Origin of the sequence: Nostoc sp. JL31 (assembly GCF_017114965.1) — a bacterium.
GTDB lineage: Bacteria > Cyanobacteriota > Cyanobacteriia > Cyanobacteriales > Nostocaceae > Nostoc > Nostoc punctiforme_A.
The window spans coordinates 30,077-56,162 of record NZ_JABXKO010000095.1; the positions used below are offsets into that span (position 1 = coordinate 30,077).

Sequence of the window (26,086 nt, forward strand, 5' to 3'; positions counted from 1 at the left end):
CCCCCGTGCCCTCATCTTCCTTCTTCAGCTAAGGCTTCTGGCTACCAACTTCTTCTGTTTCAGGAGTAATGGGAGCGCCATTGGTTAAGTTAAGAATGCCGGAAACAACAATTTTGTCCCCCGCTTTTAGTCCTTCGATAACTTGATAATTATTCCCCTCAATAACTCCTAATTTCACCGGTTTTTGTTGAGCTACTAAAGCTGGCGCTCCAGGTTTAGACTTTTCTTGCGGCGCTTGCGCCACAAACACAAAAGTCTCTCCACCCAAGCGAGATATTGCTGTAACTGGAATTAAAATTCCTGGACGTTCGTTCCAGATCACTTTGGTTTGCACTGACTGAAGATTAAGCAGTCGATTTCTCGAATTGCCAAAGTTGGCTTTTACCAAAACTGTCTGCGAATCGGAACTAGCATTTGGGGAGATAAAACTGATTTTACCGGTTGCGATGGGTTTGTCTTGGACATCCAGCATTTGCACAGGTAAGCCCAAGCGTAGCTTTCTGGCTTCAGCTACGGGAACAGAAATATTCAGTTCTAAAGAGTCGTTTCTGGTGAGTGTAGTCAGTTGATCTGCTTTTTCCACATAATCTCCCACTTTTGCGGGAATATCACCAACAATGCCAGTGAAAGGTGCCAGAACTTTTGTGTATTGCAATTGGACTTGAGCGGCTTGGAGTTGTCCAGCTGCTTGAGTTACTTGCGATCGCGCTTGGGCAATTTCTTCTGGACGCGAACCATTTTCTAGTTGTCTTAAGTTTTGTTTCTGTTGTTCCAAAGCACCAGCTAGCTCATTAACACTCGATCTTCTGCTTTGGCGGAGTTGATCTAAGCGTTTCTGGGCTACAACCAGGGCAGCTTCAGCACTTTGCTGTTCTTTGACATATCCTTCTAAGGTATCTTGGGAAACTGCTCCCTCTTTTCTCAATTGTGCATATCGCTTGGCGCGTGACTGTGCTAGTTCCACATCGGATTTAGCTGACTGAATTTGAGCCTCAGCCTGAGCAATTTCTTCTGGTTGCGATCCCGATTGCGCATCTCTAAAGCGAGCTTGGGCTTGGGTTAACTGCGCTCTAGCTTGGGCAACTTCTTCTTGTCGTGTACCTGCTTTGAGTTCAGCAAGACGTGCTTGGGCTTGTTGCAGTGAGCCTCTAGCCTGTAACAATTGAGCTTGGACATTATCACTTTGCAGACTAATGATGACTTGTCCTTGTTGAACGCGGTTGCCCTCTTGGATGAAAATATCGGTAATTCGTCCTTCAACCTGTGGCTTGATGATTACTGAACGTGGAGCCTCTAAGGAGCCAATAAACTCCGAACTTTCTTGAACAGTTTCAGTTTGCACAGTTGCTAGCTTGACCGGAACTGCTCTAGGTTGACCGGCATTTGCTTCAGCCGCTGGTGCATTACTAGTTTGCCACCAGCGCCAACCAAAACCTACACCTCCAATTAATAAGAGGATTCCTAATAGTAGCGGCCAACGACGTTTTTGAGGTGGCTTAGGCGATCGCTGTGGCAATTGTTGCGACTCTTGACTAGAATCATTAACAGCAGGCTGTTCTATTTCAATCGGTAAGGGAGAGTCAGGGAACTCAGAATGGGACATCTTCGTTTTCTCGTCTTGTGGATTTAGACTTGGGCAATCTACTCTTCGCTAAAAAAGCATTATTTGAATAGTTTTTTAGCCCTTTTTTCTCTATGTTGGTGACAAATATGTTTGGGTATTTGGGCGATCGCTCACGATGTCTAGCACCTAAAATGAAGCAATTTTGTTCAACACATTATGGTTAATTTGTACATTACTTAACTCCGTTCAATTTCTTAAAGTGTAATTTATAGTTTTTTGTTAGTCAGTATAAACCCAGTGCCTTAGCTCAGAGAGAAAGCACGGTTCATGTTGTTGCAGCTAAAGCTTCGGTCTGTAAAGCGATCGCTTCGGTAATTGGAGCAAGCTAAGTTGCTTTTCAGTTTTGGAAATGACGAAATAAAGTTACCTCATTGACCGCAGCAACACGAGCAATTTCTCGCGTTGTCGCCGTGGTTAAACTTGCCGTTGCAAATACCTTAGTTGCTGACTAGATCAAGGGTGCATAAGTTTGTGCCGTACTTGACGCTAAGTTCTCTATGAGTGTCTGCAAGCGCTTGCTTGCATTATAACCACATAGCAGACCAGATTGGTATAAGTTACAGATGAGTTTATCGCCCTTAAGTATTAGTGAATACTGATCTTAAGGAAGAAAAAAGTCTGGAGCGATGCCTTATTTACGAGATGCTACGCGTAGCTTTGCTTCTTTACAGGAGTATACGCCTACGCTGATTAATTCAGCTGTCTTAATCAAAGTTGCGAGTTTCATCAAGTTATCCTCACCAAGAACGACGTACAATCACCCAGTGTTCTCTAGATTCCTATTTTTGAGCAGTCTCAACTTCCTACAGTTAGTTCACCCGATCGGTTGATCTTTAACTCACCCGAATGGGTGATTTAATTGATCCCAATCGGGGTTTTGTTTGTGTAGCTGACGAGTGATACATCCTCAATCCCCTTCAACCATCCACAACTGATTTCTTAGAATCGAATTTCGGTAAAATCCCCACAGTTGATTTTCGGTTGGTAACAATATGAGAAAAAAGCCACTCATACCGATCGAGCGCTTGCTCTAAGGAATAGTTTTCTTCGGCAAATTGTCTTCCTGTGTTACCTAGCTTCTTGGCTAGAGCCGGATTAGCATATAAATCATGTACCGCAGCGGCCATTGCTTGGGGTGATTCTGGCTCAACAACTATCCCACCACCACTGAGTTCGATGGCTTTGGCAGCAGTACCAGTGGCGGGAACTGAACCCACAATTGGGCGACCACTCGCCAACAACAGTGGTATTTTTGAAGGCATATTGAACGAAATCACATTGTGCTTTTGCACAATTAGCCCGACATCAGAAGCTGCTAGCATTTCAGGTAGTTTTTCTCGCGGCTGTAACGGTAGTAGCAAAACATTATCTGCTCCATTTGATAGACAATATTCCTGCAACCTTTGCAATGCTCTTGATTCGCCAACAATGACAAAGACAATATCTTTGATATGACGTAAACAAACGGCTGCTTCAATTACTGTCTCTAAACCTTGCGTTAGAGCAATGTTGCCTGAATAAAGTACTACAAATTTCCCATTGAGTTGATGGCTAGATATCCAGGAGTTGCTCTGTTTCGGTAACGGGCGAATGAAATTTACATTTACCCAATTGGGAATACAAACAATTTTATTAACAGGTACTCCCTTATTGACTAAATTCTCACGAAACCCATCAGTGATCACACTAATAGTATGTGCAGTCCGATATGCAAATTTCTCTAAAGCTGCAAGAGTTCGGATCATCCACTTGTTTTTTAATAGCCCGATACGCACAGCAGCTTCTGGTAAAATATCTTGCACATTTAGAACTACTGGGCAGTTGTATAACCAGCCCAATGTTGTTGCTGGCAACGTACCTAGTAGCGGTGGTACTGTTAAGATAATCACATCTGGTCGCCCACCTTTAAAGGCTTGGGGTAAGCTCGTGAAAACAAAGCTCAACTCCAGTAACAGCCGATCCACGAGGTTCGGTTTAGACTTAATACGGACGTAACTTCGCGCAATTGTAACGCCATTTTTTTGTTCTGTAAGATACCACTTATTCTGATACCCATCGTAAATTTCGCGCTGAGGATAGTTGGGCATTCCCGTAATCACTCGCACTTTATGACCTCGCTTTACTAGTCCTTCTGCCAATTCAGTCATTAACGGAGCAATTCCAATTGGCTCTGGATGATAGTTGTAGGAATAAATTAGAATATGCATGAACTATTTGTGAATTTTGTAAAGAGAGCATGAGACGAGCAGATTACTTATTAATAGCCAGTGGGGCTGCTATTTTTATTATTTACAGCATTTTTTTGCATGAAGTACAAAGCCACCGATTTGGAAGCAGGAGGCAGAGATAAAAACTATTTATATCTGATTTGTATCCCTGCATTTTGTTACCTCATTTATTTACAAATGCTGTATTTTGATTGGTTAAATTGTTTGATTAAAAAAAATGTGTTAAACATTGGTTAGAAATTTTCTTCGTGGTTTTCAACAGAGAATTTTTGTCCCGCATAAAACACTGAAAAATCAAAATATGACTTTGTATACACAGGTTAGACTATTGATAAATATAGACTTTATTTTCTGGTGATTATGACAATAGTTGGTCTGTTTATCTCCGAACTAATGCCTCAATTTATACTTGGAAAATTGTAACATTATATTTACTATTATGCATATAACCCTCATTCCGCCTTCTCAACTGGCACATGAAGTATTCTTAACCAAGTTATCAGTATTGTATTCACTAAGCAAAATCCCACTTTTTAAGTAGTTCAAAAGCACCGACCAAAACAGTCTTAGGTGCTGAATTATAAATGCTGAGATAAAAGTAAAACTAATTTCACTCAGCACTGAACGTTGTAAAAGTGTTGATGACAAACTAATAGACATTTGGTAAAATTAAATATACGTTATCTAAAATCCTTGTATAGACTTAGCAGTGCTACGTCTCTAAATTTTTTTTTCACTCATATTTATAATGAGGTTATATGATAACCCCACTAGTTAACTGAACTAGTAGGGCTAGAATAGAGATTCAGTAAATTTGGCAAGCTCTGACTAGAAAGCCCTAATTTCTAGTCAGAGGCTTGCTTTTTCTTGAAAGTTGAACCTACACCCAAACCAGCAAATGCTAGCAAACCCAAGAGAGAAGCAGGTTCTGGGACTTTGGACACTTGAATAGAGCCGGAATTTTGATCCAGTGTTGTTGACGTTCCCTGTTGATCGACATCCTGACGTAATTGCAAAGAGTCGCCAACTGTTCCCTGAAAGAAATATTCTGCAATTACACCCGTCCCTCCGGCGACATCAAAGGGGCCAAACAATGTGTGAGTGGAAGTATTAAAATTGAAAGCGAAGAAGTTAGATTCTGATACTCCACCACTAACGGTGTTATAAGTTCCCAGAAGATTTTTAGATGGGTCTAAGAAGGAGACATTCAAGGATTGTAAAAAGTTGGTGGCTCCACTACCAAGTTCTGAAATGATTGTTGGTGCTGTAGTTTCGTCGTAGCTGAATGAACCTGTTGCAGAGTAACCAGCATCACCTTGCCAGTTAAAGTTTAATTCAATAGCTTGGACTGGGTTGTTAGCACCAGCAGCGATCGCAACGCTGGTTGCTGCGATCGCGGTGATTTTGGCGAAAATATTTTTCATGGTCATAACTCCAAAATTGATTTTGATGATGCATATATCAATGCATCAATCAACTACTAAGCTTACGATAGAAATATATATCCGTAAATACCGCATAAAATACAAGATGTAATGTAATGAATCTATGAAGAAAAGCACTTGTTTTATAAAGTTTTGCATAAAATGTCAAGTTTATGATTCAGCTAAAAATCACGAGCGATCGCCTGAGAATAACTGATAAAGTTGAGCTACGCAAAGTTGAAAACAGTGTTATATGCCTGGGTTTCTATTAGAAGTTGGTACAGAAGAACTACCTGCAAGTTTTCTCAGTGATGCTTTAGTGCAATGGCAGGAACGCATTCCCCAAAGCCTGGAAGCAAACAGCCTCAAGGGTGAAAGTATCCAGATATACGGTACTCCCCGGCGGCTGGCGGTATTGATTACAGGTCTACCATCGCAGCAACCAGATCGAGAAGAAGAAATAAAAGGGCCCCCCGCCCAAGCCGCCTTTAAAGATGGTCAGCCGACAGCCGCCGCCGCAGGCTTTGCCAAAAAGCAAGGTGTGGAACTGGATGCGCTGTCTGTTCGCCCCACCGACAAAGGGGAATTTGTATTTGTGCAAAAAAGAATTCCCGGTCGTCCTGTGGCGGAAATTTTGACAGAACTTGTTCCCCAGTGGATTTGGGGTTTAGAAGGTAAGCGGTTGATGCGTTGGGGGAATGGGGATGCGAGGTTTTCCCGACCAATTCGTTGGCTGGTAGCTTTGTTAGATGAGACAGTGCTGCCTTTAGAATTAGTAAATGGTTCTAAAACGATTCAGAGCGATCGCATTTCTCAAGGTCATCGGGTTTTGCATCCTGAACCTGTGACAATTGCCCAAGCTACTGATTATGTTACCGCTCTCAAGTCTGCTTATGTCACCGTTGACCCAGAGGAACGGGCAAATCTGATCAAAGAGCAAGTAAATGCAGTTGCACAGAATTTGGGCGGGTATACAGTAATTTACCCCGATTTGTTGGCGGAAGTAACCAACCTTGTAGAATATCCCTCCGCAGTTGTCGGAAAATTTGAACCAGAATTTTTAGAATTACCAACTGAGGTAATTACTGAAGTGATGGTTACTCATCAACGTTATTTTCCTGTATTCAAACCAGGGAGTTTTGAGCAAGAATTATTACCCAACTTCATCACCATTTCTAACGGCGATCCGAAAAAATCAGATATTGTTGCCGTCGGCAATGAAAGGGTAATTCGTGCCAGATTAGCTGATGGCAGATTTTTCTACGACGCTGATTTAACTAAGCCAATAGATAGCTTTTTACCGCAGTTGGAAAAAGTCACTTTCCAGGAAGAATTGGGATCAGTGCGTACCAAGGTAGATAGAATAGTTAAAATTGCCGAGAAAATTAGCAGTCAATTAGAATTAGCCGAAGACCAAAGCCAAAGAATCCAACGTGCTGCTTTATTATGTAAAGCAGATTTGGTGACACAAATGGTGTATGAATTCCCTGAATTGCAAGGCATTATGGGAGAAAAATATGCCTTAGCCAGTGGTGAAGATGCCGAAGTAGCAAAGGCAATTTATCAACACTATTTGCCAAAGGCAGCCGGTGATATTTTACCTGAAACACTCACAGGTAAAATTGTTGGCTTGGCAGATAGATTAGATACTTTAGTGAGTATCTTTGGTTTAGGCTTAATTCCCTCCGGTTCATCCGATCCCTTTGCCTTGCGCCGTGCAGCTAACGCTGTAGTTAAAATTGTTTGGTTTGATAATTTGCCGATAAATTTAGATGATTTATTGGCGCAAATAGCAACAGACTTTGCAGCCAAATATCATAAAGATGGGACATCATTAACCACAGCATTACAAGAGTTTTTCTTGCAACGCATCCGCACTTTACTACAAGAAGAAAAGCAGATTGATTACGACTTAGTAAATGCAGTTTTGGGAGAAAATGACCCAGAATACACAGAACGGACGTTAAAAGATTTATTGGATGTCCGCGATCGCGCCTTATACTTACAACAAATCCGCAACGATAGTACCTTAGATAACATCTACGAAACTGTTAACCGTTCCACACGATTAGCCGCCCAAGGTGATTTGGATACAAAACAGCTAGAACCAACAACCGTAGTTCGTCAAGAATTATTCCAAAAGCCTTCTGAGACGGCTTTGTATAATGCGCTAATCGAATCAGTACCACAAACTCAAGCAGCACAGCAGACCCGAAATTATCAACTGTTAGTAGCAGCATTAGCAAAACTTGCTCCAGCAGTTAGTAATTTCTTTGATGGCCCCGATAGCGTTTTAGTTATGGACTCCGATCCAGAAGTCAAGCGTAATCGGTTACATCTGCTGGGACTAGTTCGCAATCATGCCCGTGTTTTAGCTGACTTCGGTGCGATCGTCAAAAATCTGTAGCGTAGGTCAACAAAAACTTGTGTAATTTTTGCCAAGAAACGCTACTATAGGGAGTGCTTAACCAGGGACACTCTGCTGCAATCTATGTCCAAAGCTACTGTTGTTGGATTGGGAAAGTCCGGTGTTGCTGCGGCGAGATTGTTGAAACGGGAAGGTTGGGAGGTAGAGCTGAGTGATGGCAACACCTCCAAAACCCTCCTAGAACAACAACAAGAACTCGCTGCCGAGCAAATAACCGTTAAACTAGGACAATCCCTAGAATTGAATGGTGCTAATTTACCCCAATTAATAGTCGTTAGTCCTGGCGTGCCTTGGGATATTCCCGTATTAGTTGAGGCACGTCAGTTAGGTATTGAAACCATTGGCGAAATGGAACTCGCTTGGCGAAATTTACAATCGCTACCTTGGGTAGGAATTACTGGCACTAATGGCAAAACTACTACCACAGCTTTAATTGCTGCCATTTTCCAAGCAGCAGAATTAAATGCACCTGCCTGCGGGAATATTGGTTATGCTGCTTGTGAAGTTGCTCTATCCCAGAGGGGGAAAAGAGCAGGGGGGGCAGGGGAGGCAGGGGAGGCATTTGATAATTCCTCACTTTTAACTCCTCACTCTTCACTCGATTGGGTAATTGCGGAAGTTAGCAGCTATCAAATAGAATCTTCGAGTTCTCTTGCTCCCCGGATCGGTGTTTGGACGACTTTCACGCCGGATCATCTTAGTCGCCATCAGACTTTAGAGAACTATTACAATATCAAAGCCAAGTTATTACGTCAGTCTGAGTTGCAAGTGTTCAATGGCGATGATGCCTACTTGAGCCAGTTAGGTTTAAGTGCTTGGCCTGATGCCTATTGGACAAGTGTCAAAGGAAAAGATTTTCTGATTAGCGAAAAAGGCTTTTACATTGAAGACGGCTGGGTTGTAGAAAAATTGACTGCAACCTCGACACCAGAACCGATTGTGAAAGTATCTAGTTTACGAATGGTGGGAGAACATAACCAGCAAAATCTTTTGATGGCAGTAGCAACAGCAAGATTAGCAGGAATTAATCGTGATGCGATCGCACTTGCAATTCGAGAATTTCCTGGTGTTGCCCATCGTTTGGAGCATATCTGCACATGGGAAGGTATTGATTTCATTAACGATAGCAAAGCTACCAACTATGATGCGGCTGAAGTAGGTTTAGCATCTGTTAACAGTCCAGCAATTTTAATTGCTGGTGGAGAAGCCAAAGCAGGTGATGATACTGCCTGGTTAGCACAAATTCAAACCAAAGCTGCTGCTGTGTTATTGATTGGCTCTGCTGCACCTGCATTTGCCAAACGTCTGCGAGAGGTGGGGTATCATACTTACCATATTGTGGAAACTATGGAAAGGGCAGTTCCCAAGTCGGCAGAATTAGCCAAGCAGTATCAAGCGCCTGTGGTGTTGCTATCTCCGGCTTGTGCGAGTTTCGATCAGTACCCAAATTTTGAGGTGCGGGGCGATCGCTTCCGTCATCTATGTCTTGCTTGGGCAGGTGGTTGGAAACCCGCCAGAGTAGAACTTCCAGAACTTGAAAACTCTAGTCAAGAGTCCATAGTTCAAAGTCGATAAGCATTGTTTCTTAACAAGTTCGTAGTAAGGACTTTAGTCCTTGTTTTCTAAGCACTAAAGTCCTTACTATAAACTTTCAAAACTAACTTTACAAAATATCTAAAATGATTGTTTATTATTAATTTAGTAGTTTTTTATAATTATATTTTGCTGTAGTTTGCAACTTAAACCTCATGAGCGATGCTTGTAGGTTTAAGAATAGGTAAACCATCTTCTAACATTCCTTCTATATGAAATTCAATAGCTTCTGTAATCATCTGCTTGACTTCTTCTAAAGTTTCACCCACAGCTACACAACCTGGTAAATCAGGGACATAAGCAGAGTAATTACCTTCAGCCTTTTCAATCACCACTACATACTGCATTGCGATTCTCCTTATAACTGTGCTTGCCTCCAAATACTACTGAGAGTACCAGGGGCTAAGTCGTCAGACAATTTACCTGGAACTGTAACCACACCGGGTTTATCAGGATGTTTGAACTGTCGATGACTACCTTTAGTTCAAGCAATATACCAACCATCAACTTCTAGTCGTTTGATAACTTCGCGTACTTTCATGCTACTGCTTATCTGTACAGTTAAAATTTCTGTTATAGATAGAGTGCCTTATTAAGAAAGCAAAGTAAACGCAATTCTGTCGCAATTCTGTCCGTCATTTTGTCATTGGTTTTAGTATTCTGACCCAACACATCAATCAACCAATAGGGCGATTTCCGGGATTGACTGCATGAATATATTCACTACCCGATCGCGGTCTTCCTCGTTTATAATAAGCTTCTTCTGGTTTACCCCATCCTAACTGCAAAATCATTTCCAAAAAGCTAGAATTTTCCCACTTGCACAAACTTGCCCACTCTGTTCTTTGAACAATTCTCTCTACATCAGATGTGACAATTTGTTGGTGTTGTTTACTATTATTAAAACTCAAGTATAAATCCATTCCTATAGTGACTTCATACCAAAATTCTACGATGGAATTTTTAGCAGCTTTTAATATCTCTAAGTCACCATTGAGGGCAATTAACTCAGTATCTATTTCGGGATAATGCAAGCTTTTTCCTTTAACTGTCACTTCTCGCCAAATAATACCGGAAACTCGATTTTCTTTCTGATACTCGTGAATTGCAGTTTTGAAATCTTGATAGGCAGTAAACTGTTGCAACCCATCAGTTCTGATAAACTGGTCAATTACAGGATTGCCAGAGACTTTTATTTCTAACTTTAAGCGCTTTCCTTTAAGGCAAGCTTGGCGTTCGGCTGCCAAAATTTGAATTAGTTCCTGGGTGGTGTAAACCTTTGACATCAGAATACACTCTAGTTAATTATTGGACAATGGGCATTGATTACTGACTATAGACTATGGATTAATTTCCTCATTTGCGAATACAGATATTTCAATATTATGCTTTGACATCGGCGGCAACGTAGTAACAGATATAACTAAAAATTAGGGCAGACCAAATTGGTCTACCCCATAAGTTACTTAGCTAACTCACTACTAAACTCGTTAAAGGCTCGCCGCTTTAGCTGTGCTGTTTCAGTGCGTGGTAATAAATCAAAGATTTTACGAAATTGATCGTCTATATCTTCAAAAGCTACTTGACCCTTTTTATTCAAAACTACCTCACCTGATTTATTTAACACCACGACTTGAGGAACACTCCCAGCAAAGTAATATCCTGGTTCTGTAGGGTCGTAGGTCTCTTTAGGTGGGATAGTATCTACATTAATCGGCATAATCTCTGCTACCCGACCATAGAATTCCTGTACCCGTGAAATGGAAATGGCATATCTTTTGGAATCGCTACTATCATCTAAATAAAAGGCCAAAAATACGGGTTTATGTTCCGCTAAAGTCTGTGCGAGTGTCTGTCTGGGAGGAACCAATGAACCATTGCCAGCATAAACGACAAAGATGTTGCCATCATATAAATCATTATTAAGACCAGCAGATGCAGGTTGCATACTTATAATGAAAAGACTTACAAGCAACAACAGGCATTTGGACAACCACCTTCGCCAGCCAGTAATTTGTTTATGTAAAAAAAGAAACTTTGTGCTATTCATCAAAAGGAACCTTGCAAGCTACTACTTGTTGTGAGTTTGTGCTGAATTTGGCCAACTGGGCTGGATATGTAATTACGCCCACGCACTATTTTTTAAGATAACGCCTACTGAGATTATCTCTCGCAAGTGGCCGGTATCGCTACGCGCAAGTCAAAACAGAGGTAAAGTAGCGCAACAATCCAAAATCTAAAATTGCGAATACTGGCTTTTTCAGCCAGGATTCGCTAAACTCACAAGATTAAATTTGCACTTTTAATTAGCAACCGCCAGAAGACTAGGGTACAGATGTGGGAAACAAAATACAATTCATAGATAGGCTGCGATTGGGTTTCGCGGTTTCAGTGGCAAAGAGTGTAACCTTTATTGTGCAATGTCTTCGACGGGCTGCGCCTACGCTCCGTCTAGGTGCTGGTAGTGTATTACCAGGCGCAATTGCTCGTCGCATTGAACCCCGCCTTTTACAATTATTGAGTCAGCAAGTTAAAAACGGGGTGATTTTAATTGCTGGGACTAACGGCAAAACTACTACAGCGCTGCTTTTATGCACAATACTAGAACGCAAGGGTTTTCGTGTCACTCATAATTCTACAGGTGCAAATCTGGAAAATGGCTTGATGACAGCGCTGTTAGAAAGCGCCAACTTACTAGGTACGCTAAATTCTGATTACGCCATTTTGGAAGTTGATGAAAATATTGTACCAAGAGTATTAGCACCACTCCAGCCGCGAATCATTCTTTGTTTAAACTTGTTCCGCGACCAACTCGATAGGTACGGCGAAGTAGACACAATTAGTAAGCGTTGGACAAAAGTTATTTCTACCCTACCACCAGAAACGGTAGTAATTCCCAATGCTGATGACCCAACTTTATCTAACCTCGGTCAGCAGTTACCTCAACGGGTGTTATTCTTTGGCTTGAATGAACCAGAACATTATCTAGAAGCTATTCCTCACGCTGTTGATTCTATTTATTGTCCCAAATGTGGACATTCTTTAGATTACAAGGGCGTTTATTTGTCTCATTTGGGAGACTTTACTTGTCCCAAGTGTGGTTTTAGCAAAAGTAAACCAACTCTCGAAAGTGGTGAATGGTCGCAAATTCTGGTTGGTTTATACAACAAATATAATACTTTGGCGGCTGCAACTGCGGCTATTGAGTTAGGAGTTGATGAAGTAACAATCAGAGATACTATTAACAACTTCCAAGCTGCTTTTGGTCGGGCTGAAGATTTGGTAATTAACGGTAAACGAGTGCGAATATTGTTATCAAAAAATCCTGTGGGCACGAATGAAACCATTCGCGTAGTTACTCAAAGCACAGATAAAACCACATTGCTGGTATTGAACGATCGCACACCCGATGGCACTGATGTATCCTGGATTTGGGATGTGGATACCGAGAAATTAGTCGAACGCGGCGGGACTTTAGTAGTGAGTGGCGATCGCGTCTATGATATGGCACTACGTCTACGTTACAGCCAAAAGTCCCTTGATAGCAACTTAAATTTAATTGTGGAAGAAGATTTGCGACAAGCGATCGCAACTGCATTAGAGCATACACCAGAGAATGAAACTTTGCATATTCTACCTACCTACTCAGCCATGCTAGAAGTGCGAGAAGTTCTGACTGGGCGAAAAATTCTTTAAATTTGTCATTTGTGATCGTCCTATTCCCCATTTCCCATTCCCGAAATTTATGAGTTCTCAAAATTTAGAATTAACAATTGGTTGGCTTTATCCGACGCTGATGAGTACTTATGGCGATCGCGGTAATGTAATTACTATAGAACGTCGCGCTCAATGGCGGGGATACGATGTTAAAGTGTTACCCCTAGATCAAAATTCCACAGCCGCAGATATTAAAACTGTAGATGTCATAGTTGGTGGTGGCGCACAAGATCGCCAGCAAGAGATTGTCATGCGTGATTTGCAGGGTGCGAAAGCTGATGCCATGCGCGAGAAAATCGAAAATGGCACACCGGGAGTATTTACTTGTGGTTCACCCCAATTACTGGGACATTATTATGAACCAGGCTTGGGACAACGGATTGAAGGTTTGGGGATACTCGATTTAGTTTCCGTTCATCCTGGTGAAAATACTAAGCGGTGTATTGGCAACTTGGTAATTGAAGTGACAGCCTCACGTCTAGCGCGAGATTTAAAAGAGATGACTGGTAGCACACCATATTTGGTAGGCTTTGAAAATCACGGCGGACGTACCAAACTGGGGAAAGTGGAAGCTTTGGGACGTGTGGTATACGGCTTGGGAAATAATGGTGAAGATGGGACAGAAGGAGCATTTTATCAGAATGCGATCGCTACTTATTCCCACGGCCCTTTGTTACCGAAAAATCCTTTTGTCGCCGATTGGTTAATTCAAACAGCGCTGCGGCTAAAGTATCAGCAGGAAATTACCTTAGAACCTTTTGACGATAGTCTCGCTGTACAAGCACGAGAAGCGATGTTTAAGCGCTTGAAAGTGAGTTTACCAAGTGCTGCTGCGACAACAGTTTAACTTCAGTTCGTTGATTGAGCCTCTCCTCGTGTTGTGGAGAGGTTTGAGAGAGGTCAAATCTGACAAAAGCATAAGGCAAAATGACTTACTTGTTTTATAACTCATGCTTATGAGGAATAATGGGAGCATCCCATTTCCTAAAGGAGCGATCGCTTCTCAGTTCGGAAATTAAAGAAGCACTCAAACCATATTTTATTGTTATTGAAGTGCAAACTTCATATCTGTCAACTCTAATTCTCCTCCGTTCGTCATTAATACTACATTAATGGCTAAAACACTTTTTCCTGTACTGGTATAGTTAGTTGGAAGTATTTGATTAGTCAAATCAAAATTCATAGCACTTCCATATATCATTTGATATGGAGTTGGTTTCTCGCCAACTAAAAATGATGATATAGCTATTTGTGCTGGTGCTTTCTTGACTACACCTTTTAAAGCTAAAGGCACAAGCCTAAATTGCTTTTGAGTATTAGAGGTATTAATTCTAATAATACATCTAGCCCTTGGCGATTGTGCGTTTACAGTTAGATTAGAGCCAAGTGTAAACTGATTTATTTGCGGATCGAAACTTATATTACATCTCTTATTAACCAAAAATTTTGGCTGGTTATCTATTGCAGCAACAGTGCTAGATGAATTGGCATCATAAGAATAGAAAAAAAACAAGCACATTAATATGAAAAAATTACGTGCATTACTTAATCTCAACATCATCTTATTCTCCATCAACAGAAATTTATAATCTTAAAGAAGAATACATTCGGTAGATTCAATGAGTGGGGGATTTAGATCCATCACTCATTGAAGACCACCAAATTTAGAATCTGGCTCGGTGTATCACCATCTATCTATCCGCAGAATCGCTAAAAGGAAGGACTAGCAACGTTTTAGGTCAAAATAAAGTCTCACATCCCCAGCATTGATATCGGCTGTATCAACGAAAATAGAACTTCCTCGCGAGGATTGTGCAATCAGATTAATACCTAATAGTCCTTGCCCACCACCACTACATAAACCTGAAGCAGCTAGAACAGTAATCTCATCTTGCTCCGCAAATGCCTTACTCCCTGTAAACTTGGTAGTTTTAGGGGGAGCTACGGCTTGACCAAGAGCGCCACCACTAAAGCTATAAGTTCTGCTTAAGCTGGTACCTCTACTCCTTCTATCAATATCAGTAGTTCCTTGGTACAGTACTTGTACATCTTGGATGATAAAACCACTTGGAATAAAAGTTTGAACGCGTAAAATACACTTTTGACGCTGACCATTGAATGCACTAAAGTTATCCAAGACGATCGATAAGCTTCTACCATCCTCTCCAGGAAGCTGATCGGCAACCTTACATCCACCAGAACCGAGTGCATCTCCAAAAGTAATACTAGGCTCTTCAGCCAAAACCTTGGTCGCAATCACGTTGAGTCCAAGAATTGTAGTTAGAGACAGTAATAGACCAAATTGTTTAAAGTTCATATTGATTGTACCTATGTTGTTAAAGTTGTTTTTTCATGGAAAATGCAGTCAAAATGCATCTACCCCAATTCTTTAACTAGTGCAGGATAAATTGCTAGAAGGTTTACTTTATTTAGAAACTAAATCGTTTTTAACTGTGGCAGGAATTAACTTAGTGTAGGTATAGCACCACCTTCGTAGAACTCACCTGTAATAGCCTAAAGTCTTGAGATTAAAAAATGGCAATTTCTCTGTAAAATCCATGAGATAACTCTCCTGTAGATGCAAAAGTAAAATTAAGCCTCAATACTTTGCTAAAAAAAGAGGTAGTCTAGCTTTTGCCGAAAGACCCCAACACCAGAAGGCTGTAAACTCTCAAGCTAATTACTGCAATAGTTGAGTGTCTTTATCTTGAAGTTATACAAATAATCTGAGGAACTTGTGAGGAAATATAGTACTTATTAAAACTTAAACTTTGTCAGGACTAAGGCTATATTTTGCTGGGATATCAAAAAAATTAATCTTAAAATTACAGAGATATTTATGTCGTTTGTCCTTATATGTCTTTATATTAGATATCTGATGAAAAAGAATGTGAGGAACTTGTGAGGAAATACAGTACTTATTAAAACTTAAATTTTGTCTAGGATTCAAGCTGGAGTCTTCTGGGATATGAATAAAACTAACATTAAAGCTAATGAACACATTACCAATATTGGCGGAACTCTCCAGTTTGAATAATTTTTAGGTAAGGGCAATACCCTGCGGGAAGCCGCTTCTCTACAAGATACTTTGCGAATGCACAAGATACTTTGCGAATGCGTCTACATGAGTTGCCCTTACCTAAAAATCTATTTCAACTCAATAATTATAAAATTTTAGGGGTGGTTATGAAACCACCCCTTTATTCTCCTAATATTTAGAATTTACTTGCAGACCCCTTAATGGGAAAGTTAATTTACTCAGAAATGTTAATCGAACTTTCAACTTGAGAAGTAGCCAATGTTGGTGCAGAGAAAATCCGCGAGTACAGACTTGATGGTTGTTGATGAGCAACAACTGGTAAAACTTGACGAGCATGAGCGGCTAATTCTATTGCTTTCACATCATAAGTCTGCGTTGCTAACTTGGGATAAAACCCAATTCCGATGATTGGTAGCAGCAAACAAGCGGTAATAAATATTTCGCGGGGTTTGACATCAGATATTACAGCATCCAAGTGCAACTCTTGACTTTGCTCACCGTAGAACACTTGACGCAGCATCGACAGTAAATAAATTGGTGTCAAAATCACGCCAACCGCTGACAGCAGCACGACTACAACTTTGAAGCTAGAACTGTAAACATCACTGCTGGCGATACCCAGAAATACCATCAACTCACCCACAAAACCACTCATTCCGGGTAAGGCGAGTGAAGCCATTGAACCAATGGTAAACAGAGCAAAGGTTTTGGGCATTACTTTAGCCATACCGCCCATTTTATCCATCATCAAGGTGTGGGTGCGATCGTAAGTCACGCCAGAGAGGAAGAACAAGCTAGCAGCAATCAAGCCGTGGGAAACCATCTGTAGCACTGCACCGCTGATACCAAGCTCTGTGTAAGAGGCAATCCCAATCAGCACAAACCCCATGTGGGCTATTGAAGAGTAAGCCAAGCGGCGTTTGAGGTTGGTTTGAGCAAAAGCACAGCAAGCACCGTAGACAATATTAACCACACCCAAAACTGCTAACACTGGGGCAAAAGTCACATGGGCATTGGGCAACATTTCCACATTGAAGCGGATGAGAGCATAACCACCCATCTTTAACAACACACCAGCCAAAATCATCGAACCGGGTGCTGATGCTTCACCGTGGGCATCAGGTAGCCAAGTGTGTAAAGGGAAAATTGGTAACTTTACACCGAAGGCTATTAAGAAACCTGCATAAACTAGCAATTCTAAAGTTTTGGGATATTCTTTCATTCCTAGAGTCGCCATGTCGAAGGTGACGGTATTTCCAGAGAATGCCATTGCAAAACCAGCAATCAAGATAAATATTGATGCAGCAGCGGTGTAAAGAATGAATTTGGTAGCGGCATAACGGCGGTTTTGTCCTCCCCAGATGGAAATCAGCAGGTAAACCGGCACTAACTCGATTTCCCACATCAGGAAGAACAACAACAAATCTTGGGCAACAAATACGCCAAGTTGGGCGCTGTACATCGCTAACATCAAACCATAAAATAATCGCGGCTTGGTGGTAACTTTCCAAGCCGCGAATATTGCGAGGGTATTTATTAAGCCTGTCAGAAGTAGCAAGGGCATCGATAAACCATCAACCCCCACAGCCCAATGCAAACCTAACTGCGGTATCCAAGGATAGTTTTCTACGAGTTGGAGTGTTGAACTCTGAAAGTCGTAGTTATACCAAAAGGCATAAATCATCAGTGCAAAGTCGGCAAAAGCAACTCCCAAACCATACCAGCGGACAGTTCTACCTTCCTTGTCTGGGATTAGGGGGATGGCTAAGGTAGCCACCAAGGGTAAAAGGATTATGGCTGTTAGCCAGGGAAATTCAATAGCATTCATCACTTCTGACAATCAATTTGGCTTATCGCTTTTAATTTCATTGTATTAAGGAATCAATACTTTTGTAAACATTCTTTAACTCTAGAAAATTAAATTTTTGATATAGATTAAGAATATATACTCACTGAATATCAAATTATCAGGATAAATAAGAATAAATACTTATCTGTTTTTGACGATTCCATTCTAAATGTAAACTTTTGCAACGTCAACTAAAGCCACCGTTACAATATAGTTACATTTTCTGCTTCAGTCCAATTGTCAGGGCTATATAGTCTACGCTTCTAAGTTGAGTCATAGACTTAACCTCCAACCCCTTTCCGAAGCGGAGAGGTGAGCCAGATTTCTTCCCTTTCCCTTGTAGGGAGGAAGGGGGTTAGGTCTGTTGAGAACAAGCTGTGGAAATACGCATCAAAACTTTATCAAGATCGTGTCTAACTTCTTCATTTTTAATTCGCAACAAACGCAGTCCCCTAGCTGACAAAACTTTGTCCCGTTCTGCATCATATTCGGCTTGTTTGTTCATGAATTTTGCCATCTACTTCTATCACTAATGCAGTTGAGTGACAGTAGAAATCTGCAATAAAGCCATTGATAATCTGCTGACGGCGAAAGTGCAAACCATTCAGGCGATTAGCACGAAGATGTTGCCAAAGAATTTTTTCTTCTGGTGTCATTTGCTGACGAAGTTCTTTGGCACGTTGCACTTTAACTAAGTCTGCTTTGTAGCCGATTACAATATTGCGAGTTCTCTCTTTTTTCGGTGGATAGGGTTCTTCGGGAGTTGGATTATTCATTTATTAAGTATGAAAATAGGTGTTTATTTTGAGATTATGATTGACCTCTCCCCCAACCCCTCTCCGAAGCGGAGAGGGGAGCCAGATTTCTCCCCCTTCCCTTGTAGGGAAGGGGTTGGGGGGTTAGGTCAGATATGTTGGGATGGTCGTAATTTATTCTAAAGTTCCAAAGGTTTGCTACAGACTATTAAAACTTTTCTATATATAAATTAAACTCGAATATCCAAAATATCCTCAAGCCTGGGCATCTCTTCCAACGGAATCACGCGCCCTTCATCCTCAAAACCTGCGATTTGATCAAAGTTCAAACACCGATACAAATCATCCGCAAAAGGATGAATTATACTTGCCACAATATCCAAATATTCCTCCACTGCGGGAAGCCGCCCTAGCAGCGCACAAACTGCTCTGAATCTTGTTCTTTTTCTTCAACAAATAAAAATTCATGTAACTCATCTATTGAAATGGGAGATTTATAAATATTACTTTCAGACTCATAAACAATTTCAAAAGATTCAATTGCTTCTTTCAGTTTTTTAATTGCATCTTCTTGATTATTTCCCTGCCCGACAATGCCGTTTTCTAAACATAAAGCAACCCAATAGCCAGAATTTTTTCTGAGTACGACGGTATAAAAATTCATTCCTTCCTCCAACTTAATAACTATTTTTTAAAGTTTCTTCTAATGTAAACGGAGATTCTTGAGGAAAGAAATTTAATTTAATACCTGTTTCATCAGATGCTTTGAGACGAGCTTTTTGATAACAATCTTCAAATACTTGTGCAAGTATAGGTTGCAAACTGGGACTATCTTCTAATAATGTTTCAATACAGATACGCTGTTCAGAAATGGTACTGCGCCAACTTTCACTACGTTTTTCTGGTTGGTATTGCCATTTCAGTAAGTGCATCAATAGTACAATTAATCTATTTTTTAACTCGCGTTTTTCACTCCTCCCCATGCTTTCAATTTCTTCGATTAAATTAGGTATATCTATTTCATTAAAATTATGTTCTTTTAACTGCTGGGCAATTGTTTGTATCCACAAATAAAAGTCTTGTTCATAGAGATTTTTTTCGTTGATAAAAGATGGACTAGTCATTAATATTCCTCTTGGAAATGCTAAATATTAGGTGGGCATAATACCCACCTAATTAAACTATACTAACAAAGCTTGCTCCTCTTTAGAAATCACGCGTCCTTCATCCTCAAAACCGAGGATTTGATCAAAGTTCAAATACCGATATAAATCATCGGCAAAAGGCTCAATTCTACTTGCCACAATATCCAAATATTCCTGCACTGTAGGAAGCCGCCCTAGCAGGGCACAAACTGCGGCTAATTCTGCTGAACCAAGATACACTCGCGCATCTTTACCCATGCGATTATTGAAGTTGCGGGTAGAGGTAGAAAACACTGTTGTGCCATCAGCAACTCGCGCCTGATTACCCATACACAAACTACATCCTGGCATTTCTGTTCTAGCACCCGCAGCCCCAAAAATGCTGTATACACCTTCTTCTTTTAATTGGTGTTCATCCATGCGGGTTGGTGGTGCTATCCACAGACGAGTTTTAACTTCACCTGCGCCTTCTAAAACTTTCGCTGTTGCCCGATAATGACCGATATTCGTCATACAAGAACCGACGAATACTTCTTGCACTGGATCATTAGCAACTTCTGATAATAATTTAACATTATCGGGGTCATTGGGAGCAGCAACAATTGGTTCTTTGATTTCGTTTAAATCAATTTCAATTATTTCGGCATACTCTGCATCGGCATCACCTTCTAATAACACGGGATTTGCTAACCATTCTTCCATCTTTGCCACACGGCGCAGCATGGTACGGGCATCGTGATAGCCCCGTGCGATCATATTTTTCAGCAACGCTACGTTGGAACGCAGATATTCCGAAATTGTCTCTACACTCAGCTTAATTGTGCATCCGGCACAAGAACGTTCGGCACTAGCATCGGTGAGTTCAAAGGCTTGTTCAACTTTTAAATCTGGCAAACCTTCTATTTCCAGAATTCGCCCAGAGAAGACGTTTTTCTTGTTCTGCTTCTCTGCTGTCAGCAAACCTTTTTGAATTGCCACGTAAGGAATGGCATTCACGACATCCCGCAGGGTGATACCTGGTTGCAATTCACCTTTAAATCTTACCAAAACTGACTCTGGCATATCTAAAGGCATGACACCCAAGGCGGCTGCAAAAGCGACTAATCCAGAACCGGCGGGGAAGGAAATACCCAAGGGGAAGCGGGTGTGAGAGTCACCGCCAGTTCCTACGGTGTCGGGTAGCAGCATCCGATTTAACCAAGAGTGGATGATACCATCACCAGGACGGAGGGCGACACCGCCACGAGAAGCAAAGAAATCGGGGAGTTCGTGATGGGTTTTGATGTCTACTGGTTTGGGATAAGCTGCTGTGTGGCAGAAACTTTGGATCACTAAGTCTGCACTGAAACCAAGACAGGCGAGTTCTTTTAATTCGTCGCGGGTCATGGGGCCTGTGGTATCTTGAGAACCAACGGTGGTGATGATGGGTTCGCAAGATGTGCCGGGACGCACACCAGTTAATCCACAAGCTTTACCTACCATTTTCTGTGCTAGGCTGTAGCCTTTGCCTGTATCAAAGGCTTGCTGAGGACGGGTGAAAACGGTGCTGTGTTCTAAACCGAGTGCAAGACGAGTTTTATCGGTGAGGGTACGTCCAATAAGTAGGGGGATGCGTCCACCTGCGCGGACTTCATCGAGGATGGTGTCGGGTTTGAGGGCAAAGGTGGAAATCACTTCGCCTGCTTCGTTGGTGATTTCGCCTTTGTAGGGATGGATGGTAATTACCATGCCGGTTTCGAGTTTGGTGACATCGCACTGAATAGGCAAAGCACCGGCATCTTCTGCTGTGTTAAAGAAGATTGGCGCGATCGCACCACCTAAAACATAACCCCCAGCGCGTTTGTTTGGCACAAAAGGTATATCATTTCCCATGTGCCACAATACCGAGTTGATGGCAGATTTACGAGAAGAACCTGTACCAACTACATCTCCCACGTAAGCTACAGGATGCCCTTTTTTCTTCAGTTCGGCAATGGTTGCCAAGCTTCCCGGTTGCCGTGACTCTAACATCACTAAGGCGTGTAAGGGAATATCTGGGCGAGTTGTGGCGCTTTGGGCGGGGGATAAATCGTCGGTGTTGGTTTCGCCAGGAACTTTAAAAACGGTGACAGTAATCGCTTCTGGAACTGTGGGGCGAAGGGTAAACCATTCAGCTTCCGCCCAAGAGTCAACCACCCGTTTGGCGAAAGGATTGGTTTTCGACAACTCTAAAACATCGTGGTAAGCGTCATACACCAAGAGGATTTTGCTTAAGGCGTTGGCGGCATAGGCGGAAATGGGTTCCTTTCCTTGTCCACCCATTACCAGAGGTGTTTCGGATGAGTCGGAGAGGGATACAGTGGGCAATTGCAGCAAATCGATTAAAGATTGCACGTTATAACCACCGATCATTGTGCCCAGCAATTGCACCGCTTCGATGGGCGCAATCAACGGACTGGTGATTTCTTCCTTAGCAATGGCGGTGAGAAATCCAGCTTTGACATAAGCTGCTGGATCAACACCAGGAGAAACGCGATCGCGCAATAAATGTAATAATATATCCTCTTGACCCTTTGGCGGATTTTTCAGTAATTCACATAATTCTGAGGTTTGCTTCGCATCCAATGGTAAAGGGGGAATACCGAGTGCTGCTCTTTCAGCAACGTGTTTACGATATTGTTCTAGCATTTTTATGTTCTCCATTGGGATGTTCTCCCTTCAATTATGAAATATTTTTAGGCAATACTCGGCTATAAAAGTTTAGCTTACTTTTATTAGTGGAAGCCTTACTGTTAATCGGTTATTAGCAACTTTTTTTATACTGAAAGTTTGAAAGTATGAGGCGAATAGAATTCGCTACTACACAAACAAAGTCCACCTCCGTGGACTAAGAGTAAATCAACAATTTTTAACCCACGGAGGTGCGTTTCGTCTGTATAGCCGCGACTTCTAGTCGCCAGGTGTAGTAATAATAAATTAGATTGATTGTTGGTTTAACCAAGTTTCTAAATCAGCAACACTAGAAAAATCTAGCAATGCCTCTCCTAAATTCTCTAATTGTTCAATGGATAAACCATTAATTCGCCCGATTAATAATGCATCAATTTCACCAATACGGCGATTTAGTTGACGCAGTATTAAGTCTTCTTTTCCTTCTTGCCTTCCTTCTTGCCTTCCTTCTTGTCTTCCCTCTTCTTTGGCTTGTTCTCTGTCTCTTTGATAAAGTGGTTCTAATCGCATAATTAACTCCCTATCATCTGCTTCTAATTCTTGGTTTACTCTCAAGTTTTCGCGCAAGTTGTAAACTAATTCGAGAGTTGCTTTCTGGTATGGATGATCTAATGGTAACGCTTGCAACTCGATAACTGCTTGTGACTGCACGCTTCCCCTACCTAAAAGCCTTAACCATAATGTCTCTGGTGTTTGGGGTAGTTGGTGTATCGCTACAATTGCTGTTCGCAAGGCATCTGGCAGAAAATGCACTCCTGATAACCAACCTGCTTTTTGCATAGTTCCAAAGCTAGACAATCTAGTTTCAGATATGGTTGGTGTAAGAACCCACAATTTGGGAATTTCTGAGTCCTGAAGTTTGGTTTTATTGGCTTTAGCTTCTCGTCGCAGGAGAGCCTTGATTTCTAATAATTTGAGAATACAGTCGCAGATTTCATCGGTAGAAGCTGGATTACGGTATGGTTCTATAATTGCAGGCTGTTCGGCAAATCTTCCTAGCAAACCCAGTATTTGTATATTAGACCTTTGCTGTTTGGCAGGAGTGAATAAAACATCTATTTCTTTAATCTCTCCTGATACTTTTTCTGATGCCTTGACTTCTCCGTAATCTTTTAGTAGTTCTTCTAAATAGTCTTTGGCGAATTTATCATGTATAAACCTGGTCATTCAATTTTAATATTTCGGAAGTTCTGGGTTAATACAAAGTTTATTATATAGCATTCCTGAATCATTCGTGATGAAATAGATCCCCGACTTCTTAAAGAAGTCGGGGATCTGCTGGACACCTTTAATTTTCACAGATACCATTCTAAAAAAGTTAAAAGCAGATTTTATAAACCTTTTGACTTTTGACTTCCCGTTAGGGTATGGCGGTTATTGCATTTTTATCTGTGTTAGATTTCAAGCGTGTTAATCTGCTTTTACGGATACGTTCGCTGTCTCTAACGCCGCCTGCAAGTTCATATTCGTTGCTGTTTTTGCCGTACTTGAAACCAACCCCAGTCAGCATTTTGTCTGAAACCTGACTTAAGGTTTTTTCCATCTCATCCAGCTTTTTTCTAGAAGAGTCAATCATAGCTAGAGCAGCGTTATACTCATCAAGCATATTGTGAAAATTGTCTATTAATTGAGTCAGGTTTTGCAAGTTGCAAGTATCATCAAAATTGATATTTGGATCGATAGCTTTCAGCCCGGCAACTCTAAATTCAGCTTTTTCTAAAATCCGGTAACTACGTTTTTTTCGAGGCATAATTTTACGCTTTTAATAGCTTCACAGGGCTATTTTCTCTCAATTAACCTGGATTCTGGTTCAGCAAAAAACGCATTTTTTTAGTAAAAGTTTTTATTTATGTCCGTGATTTCTCGGAATTTAATCATCAAAGGTTGATTTTCAGCAAAATAATATTATGTTTAAGCAATAGACAATCTGGCTTTTCACGTTATGTGGAAAAGCTAACGATTGACCTAACCCCCTAACACCGTAGCCTTAGCAAGGGGAGGGGTAAAATAAATGCCTGTGCAATAAGAGTTTAAGCTTAAGTTGATACCAATGATGCTGTGCCCCTACAAATAGTCTGTATTCCATGTTGCTTTAACTTTAAGCCTTAATGTTGTAACCTTAAGCCTTTATGTTTTAGCTCTAAGGCTTAATGCTGTAACTTTAAGCCTTTATGTTTTAGCTCTAAGGCTTAATGCTGTAACCTTAAGCCTTTATGTTCTAGCTCTAAGGCTTAATGCTGTAACTTTAAGAGTCAACCTTATAACATTGATGACTAAAGTTTCTTGGTGAGTGCAATCATCGCTACATAGTGTATATTGTTGATTTACAGCGATCGCAGAGTTGGAAAAAATTTCAATAAAAATGAAAAGCTTATTCTATAAGCCTTTTGGCTTCCGCGTAGGGTATTAGTCTGTGATACATTAACAGAGATACTGCCAAAAATCTCAATAGTATGACAACTACTACAAACTCTCGCTATGTTACCCGACAACCTGATATTTTATCAGGTGAACCGATTATTAAGGAAACGTAGAACGCCTGTGAGAGCAATTGTTGAAAATTGGCGTTTAGGTATTAGACCAGAAGAAATTCCGCTACACCTACCTCATTTAACTTTAGCGTAAGTATTTGATGCTTTGAGTTTTTACTTAGATAATCAAGCAGAAATTAATGAATATATCGAGCGTAATCATGTCCCTGATGAATTAGTCCATCCAGCGATTAAAGCTAGATTAAATCAAAAATGACGATTTTTGCTCAAGTTTATATTGATGAAGATGTAGATGTTCTTGTAGCTACCTTACTCTTAGCCAGAGGTTTTGATGCAACATCCGTGTCACCAATTCCACATAAAGCGACCAAGCCGCCTTGTTTTGTGTGGTGTCAACTTTCCAAGACATGGAACCGATGCCAAAAGGCAGACTTACAGATACAGTCTCTCAAGAAACGCGATGCCTACGGCGGGCTACGCCTACGCGCAATTTATAGTAAGCAAATTTAACTAATATATTTGTGTATTGTATAGTAAATAATGTTACTAATCTATAACTTATTCAGAATTAGTTGCTATAATTGTCCCTCTTTAACCTAAACTTTTATAGTGACATCTGGATATTTTTAACTAATTCAGATAAAGTAATACATTTGTCCGTAGCATCACGCTTGTTTTGTATATGCCCAAAATTTACACCGTAGAAATTGATCACCAAGGCAAAATTCATACCTTGCAAGTTCCTGAAAATGAAACGATCTTATCAGTTGCTGATGCTGCCGGTTTGGAACTGCCGAGTTCTTGCAATGCTGGTGTTTGCACAACTTGCGCCGGTCAAATAAGCGAGGGAACTGTGGATCAAACTGATGGTATGGGCGTTAGTCCAGATTTGCAAAAGCAAGGTTACGTATTGCTTTGTATTGCCAAACCCCTTTCTGATTTGAAAATTCAGACAGAGAAAGAAGATGTAGTTTATCAGTTACAATTTGGCAAAGGCAAATAATCAGCGAACAGTTTATCAGTATATCGAATGATTAGCATAACTGAATAACTGTTCACTGAGATTACCAAATCTGATAAAT

General features: G+C 41.0%; 24 protein-coding genes and 2 pseudogenes. 7 read left to right on the forward strand and 19 right to left on the reverse strand.

The window, feature by feature from the left end; all coding sequences use genetic code 11:
- Positions 1-28 precede the first annotated feature (28 nt).
- The 4 genes and pseudogenes from HWQ43_RS21910 to HWQ43_RS21925 form a co-directional block, all read right to left on the reverse strand.
- Complete coding sequence (locus tag HWQ43_RS21910; protein WP_292738014.1) at positions 29-1,603, reverse strand: efflux RND transporter periplasmic adaptor subunit; 1,575 nt, start codon at positions 1,601-1,603, stop codon at positions 29-31.
- Positions 1,604-1,961: 358 nt separating this feature from the next.
- Positions 1,962-2,057: pseudogene (locus tag HWQ43_RS21915) on the reverse strand (TetR family transcriptional regulator); the annotation flags it as partial.
- A 484-nt stretch (positions 2,058-2,541) separates the two neighbouring features.
- Complete coding sequence (locus HWQ43_RS21920) at positions 2,542-3,831, reverse strand: glycosyltransferase family 4 protein (RefSeq protein ID WP_292738016.1); 1,290 nt, start codon at positions 3,829-3,831, stop codon at positions 2,542-2,544.
- Positions 3,832-4,697: 866 nt separating this feature from the next.
- Positions 4,698-5,276, reverse strand: coding sequence for a PEP-CTERM sorting domain-containing protein (locus tag HWQ43_RS21925; RefSeq protein ID WP_292738018.1), 579 nt, complete (start codon positions 5,274-5,276; stop codon positions 4,698-4,700).
- 253 nt (positions 5,277-5,529) lie between these two features.
- On the opposite strand from HWQ43_RS21925, the gene glyS reads away from it, so the two are divergent.
- Both glyS and murD read left to right on the forward strand, forming a co-directional pair.
- Positions 5,530-7,683: a glycine--tRNA ligase subunit beta gene (gene glyS, locus HWQ43_RS21930; protein WP_292738020.1), complete on the forward strand. Its 2,154-nt coding sequence runs from the start codon at positions 5,530-5,532 to the stop codon at positions 7,681-7,683.
- Positions 7,684-7,767: 84 nt separating this feature from the next.
- Positions 7,768-9,279 carry a UDP-N-acetylmuramoyl-L-alanine--D-glutamate ligase gene (gene murD, locus HWQ43_RS21935; RefSeq protein ID WP_292738022.1) on the forward strand — a complete coding sequence of 504 codons (1,512 nt, stop codon included), beginning with the start codon at positions 7,768-7,770 and terminating at the stop codon, positions 9,277-9,279.
- A 164-nt stretch (positions 9,280-9,443) separates the two neighbouring features.
- On the opposite strand, the gene HWQ43_RS21940 is transcribed toward murD, so the two are convergent.
- The 4 genes and pseudogenes from HWQ43_RS21940 to HWQ43_RS21955 all read right to left on the reverse strand — a co-directional run bounded on the left by HWQ43_RS21940 (position 9,444) and on the right by HWQ43_RS21955 (position 11,347).
- Complete coding sequence (locus tag HWQ43_RS21940; protein WP_292738024.1) at positions 9,444-9,644, reverse strand: type II toxin-antitoxin system HicB family antitoxin; 201 nt, start codon at positions 9,642-9,644, stop codon at positions 9,444-9,446.
- Positions 9,645-9,655: 11 nt separating this feature from the next.
- Positions 9,656-9,838 (reverse strand): annotated as a pseudogene (locus HWQ43_RS21945) (type II toxin-antitoxin system HicA family toxin).
- Positions 9,839-9,974: 136 nt separating this feature from the next.
- The gene (locus HWQ43_RS21950) at positions 9,975-10,583 is read right to left on the reverse strand and encodes a hypothetical protein (RefSeq protein ID WP_292738026.1); all 609 of its coding nucleotides are present in this window, start codon (positions 10,581-10,583) and stop codon (positions 9,975-9,977) included.
- A gap of 176 nt (positions 10,584-10,759) precedes the next feature.
- Positions 10,760-11,347 (reverse strand): thylakoid membrane photosystem I accumulation factor, encoded by a 588-nt coding sequence (locus HWQ43_RS21955; RefSeq protein WP_292738028.1) that lies wholly within the window; start codon positions 11,345-11,347, stop codon positions 10,760-10,762.
- 287 nt (positions 11,348-11,634) lie between these two features.
- Between HWQ43_RS21955 and HWQ43_RS21960 the strand changes: the two genes are divergently transcribed.
- Complete coding sequence (locus tag HWQ43_RS21960; protein ID WP_292738030.1) at positions 11,635-12,993, forward strand: Mur ligase family protein; 1,359 nt, start codon at positions 11,635-11,637, stop codon at positions 12,991-12,993.
- A gap of 49 nt (positions 12,994-13,042) precedes the next feature.
- Positions 13,043-13,861 (forward strand): type 1 glutamine amidotransferase, encoded by an 819-nt coding sequence (locus HWQ43_RS21965; RefSeq protein WP_292738032.1) that lies wholly within the window; start codon positions 13,043-13,045, stop codon positions 13,859-13,861.
- 198 nt (positions 13,862-14,059) lie between these two features.
- Here HWQ43_RS21965 and HWQ43_RS21970 read toward each other — a convergent pair whose 3' ends face one another.
- The 11 genes from HWQ43_RS21970 to HWQ43_RS22020 all read right to left on the reverse strand — a co-directional run bounded on the left by HWQ43_RS21970 (position 14,060) and on the right by HWQ43_RS22020 (position 24,262).
- Complete coding sequence (locus HWQ43_RS21970) at positions 14,060-14,575, reverse strand: hypothetical protein (RefSeq protein WP_292738034.1); 516 nt, start codon at positions 14,573-14,575, stop codon at positions 14,060-14,062.
- A 162-nt stretch (positions 14,576-14,737) separates the two neighbouring features.
- Positions 14,738-15,331, reverse strand: coding sequence for a DUF4360 domain-containing protein (locus HWQ43_RS21975; protein WP_292738036.1), 594 nt, complete (start codon positions 15,329-15,331; stop codon positions 14,738-14,740).
- Positions 15,332-16,268: 937 nt separating this feature from the next.
- Positions 16,269-17,882 (reverse strand): NAD(P)H-quinone oxidoreductase subunit 4, encoded by a 1,614-nt coding sequence (locus tag HWQ43_RS21980; protein ID WP_292738038.1) that lies wholly within the window; start codon positions 17,880-17,882, stop codon positions 16,269-16,271.
- Between the two features lie 376 nt (positions 17,883-18,258).
- Positions 18,259-18,408, reverse strand: a complete 150-nt coding sequence (locus HWQ43_RS21985) for a DUF559 domain-containing protein (protein WP_292738040.1) — start codon at positions 18,406-18,408, stop codon at positions 18,259-18,261.
- Entirely contained in the window at positions 18,386-18,679 is a 294-nt protein-coding gene (locus tag HWQ43_RS21990) for a DUF559 domain-containing protein (RefSeq protein ID WP_292738042.1), read from the reverse strand. The genes HWQ43_RS21985 and HWQ43_RS21990 overlap by 23 nt, the downstream gene beginning before the upstream one ends.
- 209 nt (positions 18,680-18,888) lie before the next feature.
- A complete protein-coding gene (locus HWQ43_RS21995; protein WP_292738044.1) occupies positions 18,889-19,032 on the reverse strand; it encodes a hypothetical protein in 144 nt (47 codons plus the stop codon).
- Between the two features lie 35 nt (positions 19,033-19,067).
- On the reverse strand, positions 19,068-19,322 hold the full coding sequence (locus HWQ43_RS22000; RefSeq protein WP_292738046.1) for a type II toxin-antitoxin system HicB family antitoxin: 255 nt from the start codon (positions 19,320-19,322) through the stop codon (positions 19,068-19,070).
- A 13-nt stretch (positions 19,323-19,335) separates the two neighbouring features.
- On the reverse strand, positions 19,336-19,782 hold the full coding sequence (locus HWQ43_RS22005; RefSeq protein ID WP_292738048.1) for a DUF29 domain-containing protein: 447 nt from the start codon (positions 19,780-19,782) through the stop codon (positions 19,336-19,338).
- Positions 19,783-19,839: 57 nt separating this feature from the next.
- Positions 19,840-22,470 carry a bifunctional aconitate hydratase 2/2-methylisocitrate dehydratase gene (acnB, locus tag HWQ43_RS22010; protein WP_292738154.1) on the reverse strand — a complete coding sequence of 877 codons (2,631 nt, stop codon included), beginning with the start codon at positions 22,468-22,470 and terminating at the stop codon, positions 19,840-19,842.
- 288 nt (positions 22,471-22,758) lie between these two features.
- Positions 22,759-23,679 carry a DUF4351 domain-containing protein gene (locus HWQ43_RS22015; protein ID WP_292738050.1) on the reverse strand — a complete coding sequence of 307 codons (921 nt, stop codon included), beginning with the start codon at positions 23,677-23,679 and terminating at the stop codon, positions 22,759-22,761.
- A gap of 193 nt (positions 23,680-23,872) precedes the next feature.
- Complete coding sequence (locus HWQ43_RS22020) at positions 23,873-24,262, reverse strand: hypothetical protein (RefSeq protein WP_292738052.1); 390 nt, start codon at positions 24,260-24,262, stop codon at positions 23,873-23,875.
- A gap of 728 nt (positions 24,263-24,990) precedes the next feature.
- Here HWQ43_RS22020 and HWQ43_RS22025 point away from each other — a divergent pair.
- The 3 genes from HWQ43_RS22025 (at position 24,991) to HWQ43_RS22035 (ending at position 26,007) form a co-directional block, all read left to right on the forward strand.
- On the forward strand, positions 24,991-25,137 hold the full coding sequence (locus HWQ43_RS22025; RefSeq protein ID WP_292738054.1) for a DUF433 domain-containing protein: 147 nt from the start codon (positions 24,991-24,993) through the stop codon (positions 25,135-25,137).
- A gap of 119 nt (positions 25,138-25,256) precedes the next feature.
- Positions 25,257-25,514, forward strand: coding sequence for a hypothetical protein (locus HWQ43_RS22030; protein WP_292738056.1), 258 nt, complete (start codon positions 25,257-25,259; stop codon positions 25,512-25,514).
- A gap of 172 nt (positions 25,515-25,686) precedes the next feature.
- Positions 25,687-26,007 (forward strand): 2Fe-2S iron-sulfur cluster-binding protein, encoded by a 321-nt coding sequence (locus HWQ43_RS22035; RefSeq protein ID WP_292738058.1) that lies wholly within the window; start codon positions 25,687-25,689, stop codon positions 26,005-26,007.
- Positions 26,008-26,086 lie beyond the last annotated feature (79 nt).

Excerpts from the sequence above, each read along its gene's own strand:
- HWQ43_RS21910 (WP_292738014.1), bottom strand. The coding sequence starts at position 1,603 with ATGTCCCATTCTGAGTTCCCTGACTCTCCCTTACCGATTGAAATAGAA.
- HWQ43_RS21970 (WP_292738034.1), bottom strand. The coding sequence starts at position 14,575 with ATGATGTTGAGATTAAGTAATGCACGTAATTTTTTCATATTAATGTGC.
- HWQ43_RS21955 (WP_292738028.1), bottom strand. The coding sequence starts at position 11,347 with ATGAATAGCACAAAGTTTCTTTTTTTACATAAACAAATTACTGGCTGG.
- HWQ43_RS22035 (WP_292738058.1), top strand. The coding sequence starts at position 25,687 with ATGCCCAAAATTTACACCGTAGAAATTGATCACCAAGGCAAAATTCAT.
- HWQ43_RS21940 (WP_292738024.1), bottom strand. The coding sequence starts at position 9,644 with ATGCAGTATGTAGTGGTGATTGAAAAGGCTGAAGGTAATTACTCTGCT.
- HWQ43_RS21965 (WP_292738032.1), top strand. The coding sequence starts at position 13,043 with ATGAGTTCTCAAAATTTAGAATTAACAATTGGTTGGCTTTATCCGACG.
- HWQ43_RS21950 (WP_292738026.1), bottom strand. The coding sequence starts at position 10,583 with ATGTCAAAGGTTTACACCACCCAGGAACTAATTCAAATTTTGGCAGCC.
- HWQ43_RS22015 (WP_292738050.1), bottom strand. The coding sequence starts at position 23,679 with ATGACCAGGTTTATACATGATAAATTCGCCAAAGACTATTTAGAAGAA.
- HWQ43_RS22020 (WP_292738052.1), bottom strand. The coding sequence starts at position 24,262 with ATGCCTCGAAAAAAACGTAGTTACCGGATTTTAGAAAAAGCTGAATTT.
- HWQ43_RS21990 (WP_292738042.1), bottom strand. The coding sequence starts at position 18,679 with ATGAATAATCCAACTCCCGAAGAACCCTATCCACCGAAAAAAGAGAGA.
- HWQ43_RS21920 (WP_292738016.1), bottom strand. The coding sequence starts at position 3,831 with ATGCATATTCTAATTTATTCCTACAACTATCATCCAGAGCCAATTGGA.
- HWQ43_RS21985 (WP_292738040.1), bottom strand. The coding sequence starts at position 18,408 with ATGAACAAACAAGCCGAATATGATGCAGAACGGGACAAAGTTTTGTCA.
- HWQ43_RS22025 (WP_292738054.1), top strand. The coding sequence starts at position 24,991 with ATGTTACCCGACAACCTGATATTTTATCAGGTGAACCGATTATTAAGG.
- HWQ43_RS21980 (WP_292738038.1), bottom strand. The coding sequence starts at position 17,882 with ATGAATGCTATTGAATTTCCCTGGCTAACAGCCATAATCCTTTTACCC.
- HWQ43_RS22030 (WP_292738056.1), top strand. The coding sequence starts at position 25,257 with ATGACGATTTTTGCTCAAGTTTATATTGATGAAGATGTAGATGTTCTT.
- HWQ43_RS21925 (WP_292738018.1), bottom strand. The coding sequence starts at position 5,276 with ATGAAAAATATTTTCGCCAAAATCACCGCGATCGCAGCAACCAGCGTT.
- HWQ43_RS21975 (WP_292738036.1), bottom strand. The coding sequence starts at position 15,331 with ATGAACTTTAAACAATTTGGTCTATTACTGTCTCTAACTACAATTCTT.
- glyS (WP_292738020.1), top strand. The coding sequence starts at position 5,530 with ATGCCTGGGTTTCTATTAGAAGTTGGTACAGAAGAACTACCTGCAAGT.
- HWQ43_RS22000 (WP_292738046.1), bottom strand. The coding sequence starts at position 19,322 with ATGAATTTTTATACCGTCGTACTCAGAAAAAATTCTGGCTATTGGGTT.
- acnB (WP_292738154.1), bottom strand. The coding sequence starts at position 22,470 with ATGCTAGAACAATATCGTAAACACGTTGCTGAAAGAGCAGCACTCGGT.
- murD (WP_292738022.1), top strand. The coding sequence starts at position 7,768 with ATGTCCAAAGCTACTGTTGTTGGATTGGGAAAGTCCGGTGTTGCTGCG.
- HWQ43_RS22005 (WP_292738048.1), bottom strand. The coding sequence starts at position 19,782 with ATGACTAGTCCATCTTTTATCAACGAAAAAAATCTCTATGAACAAGAC.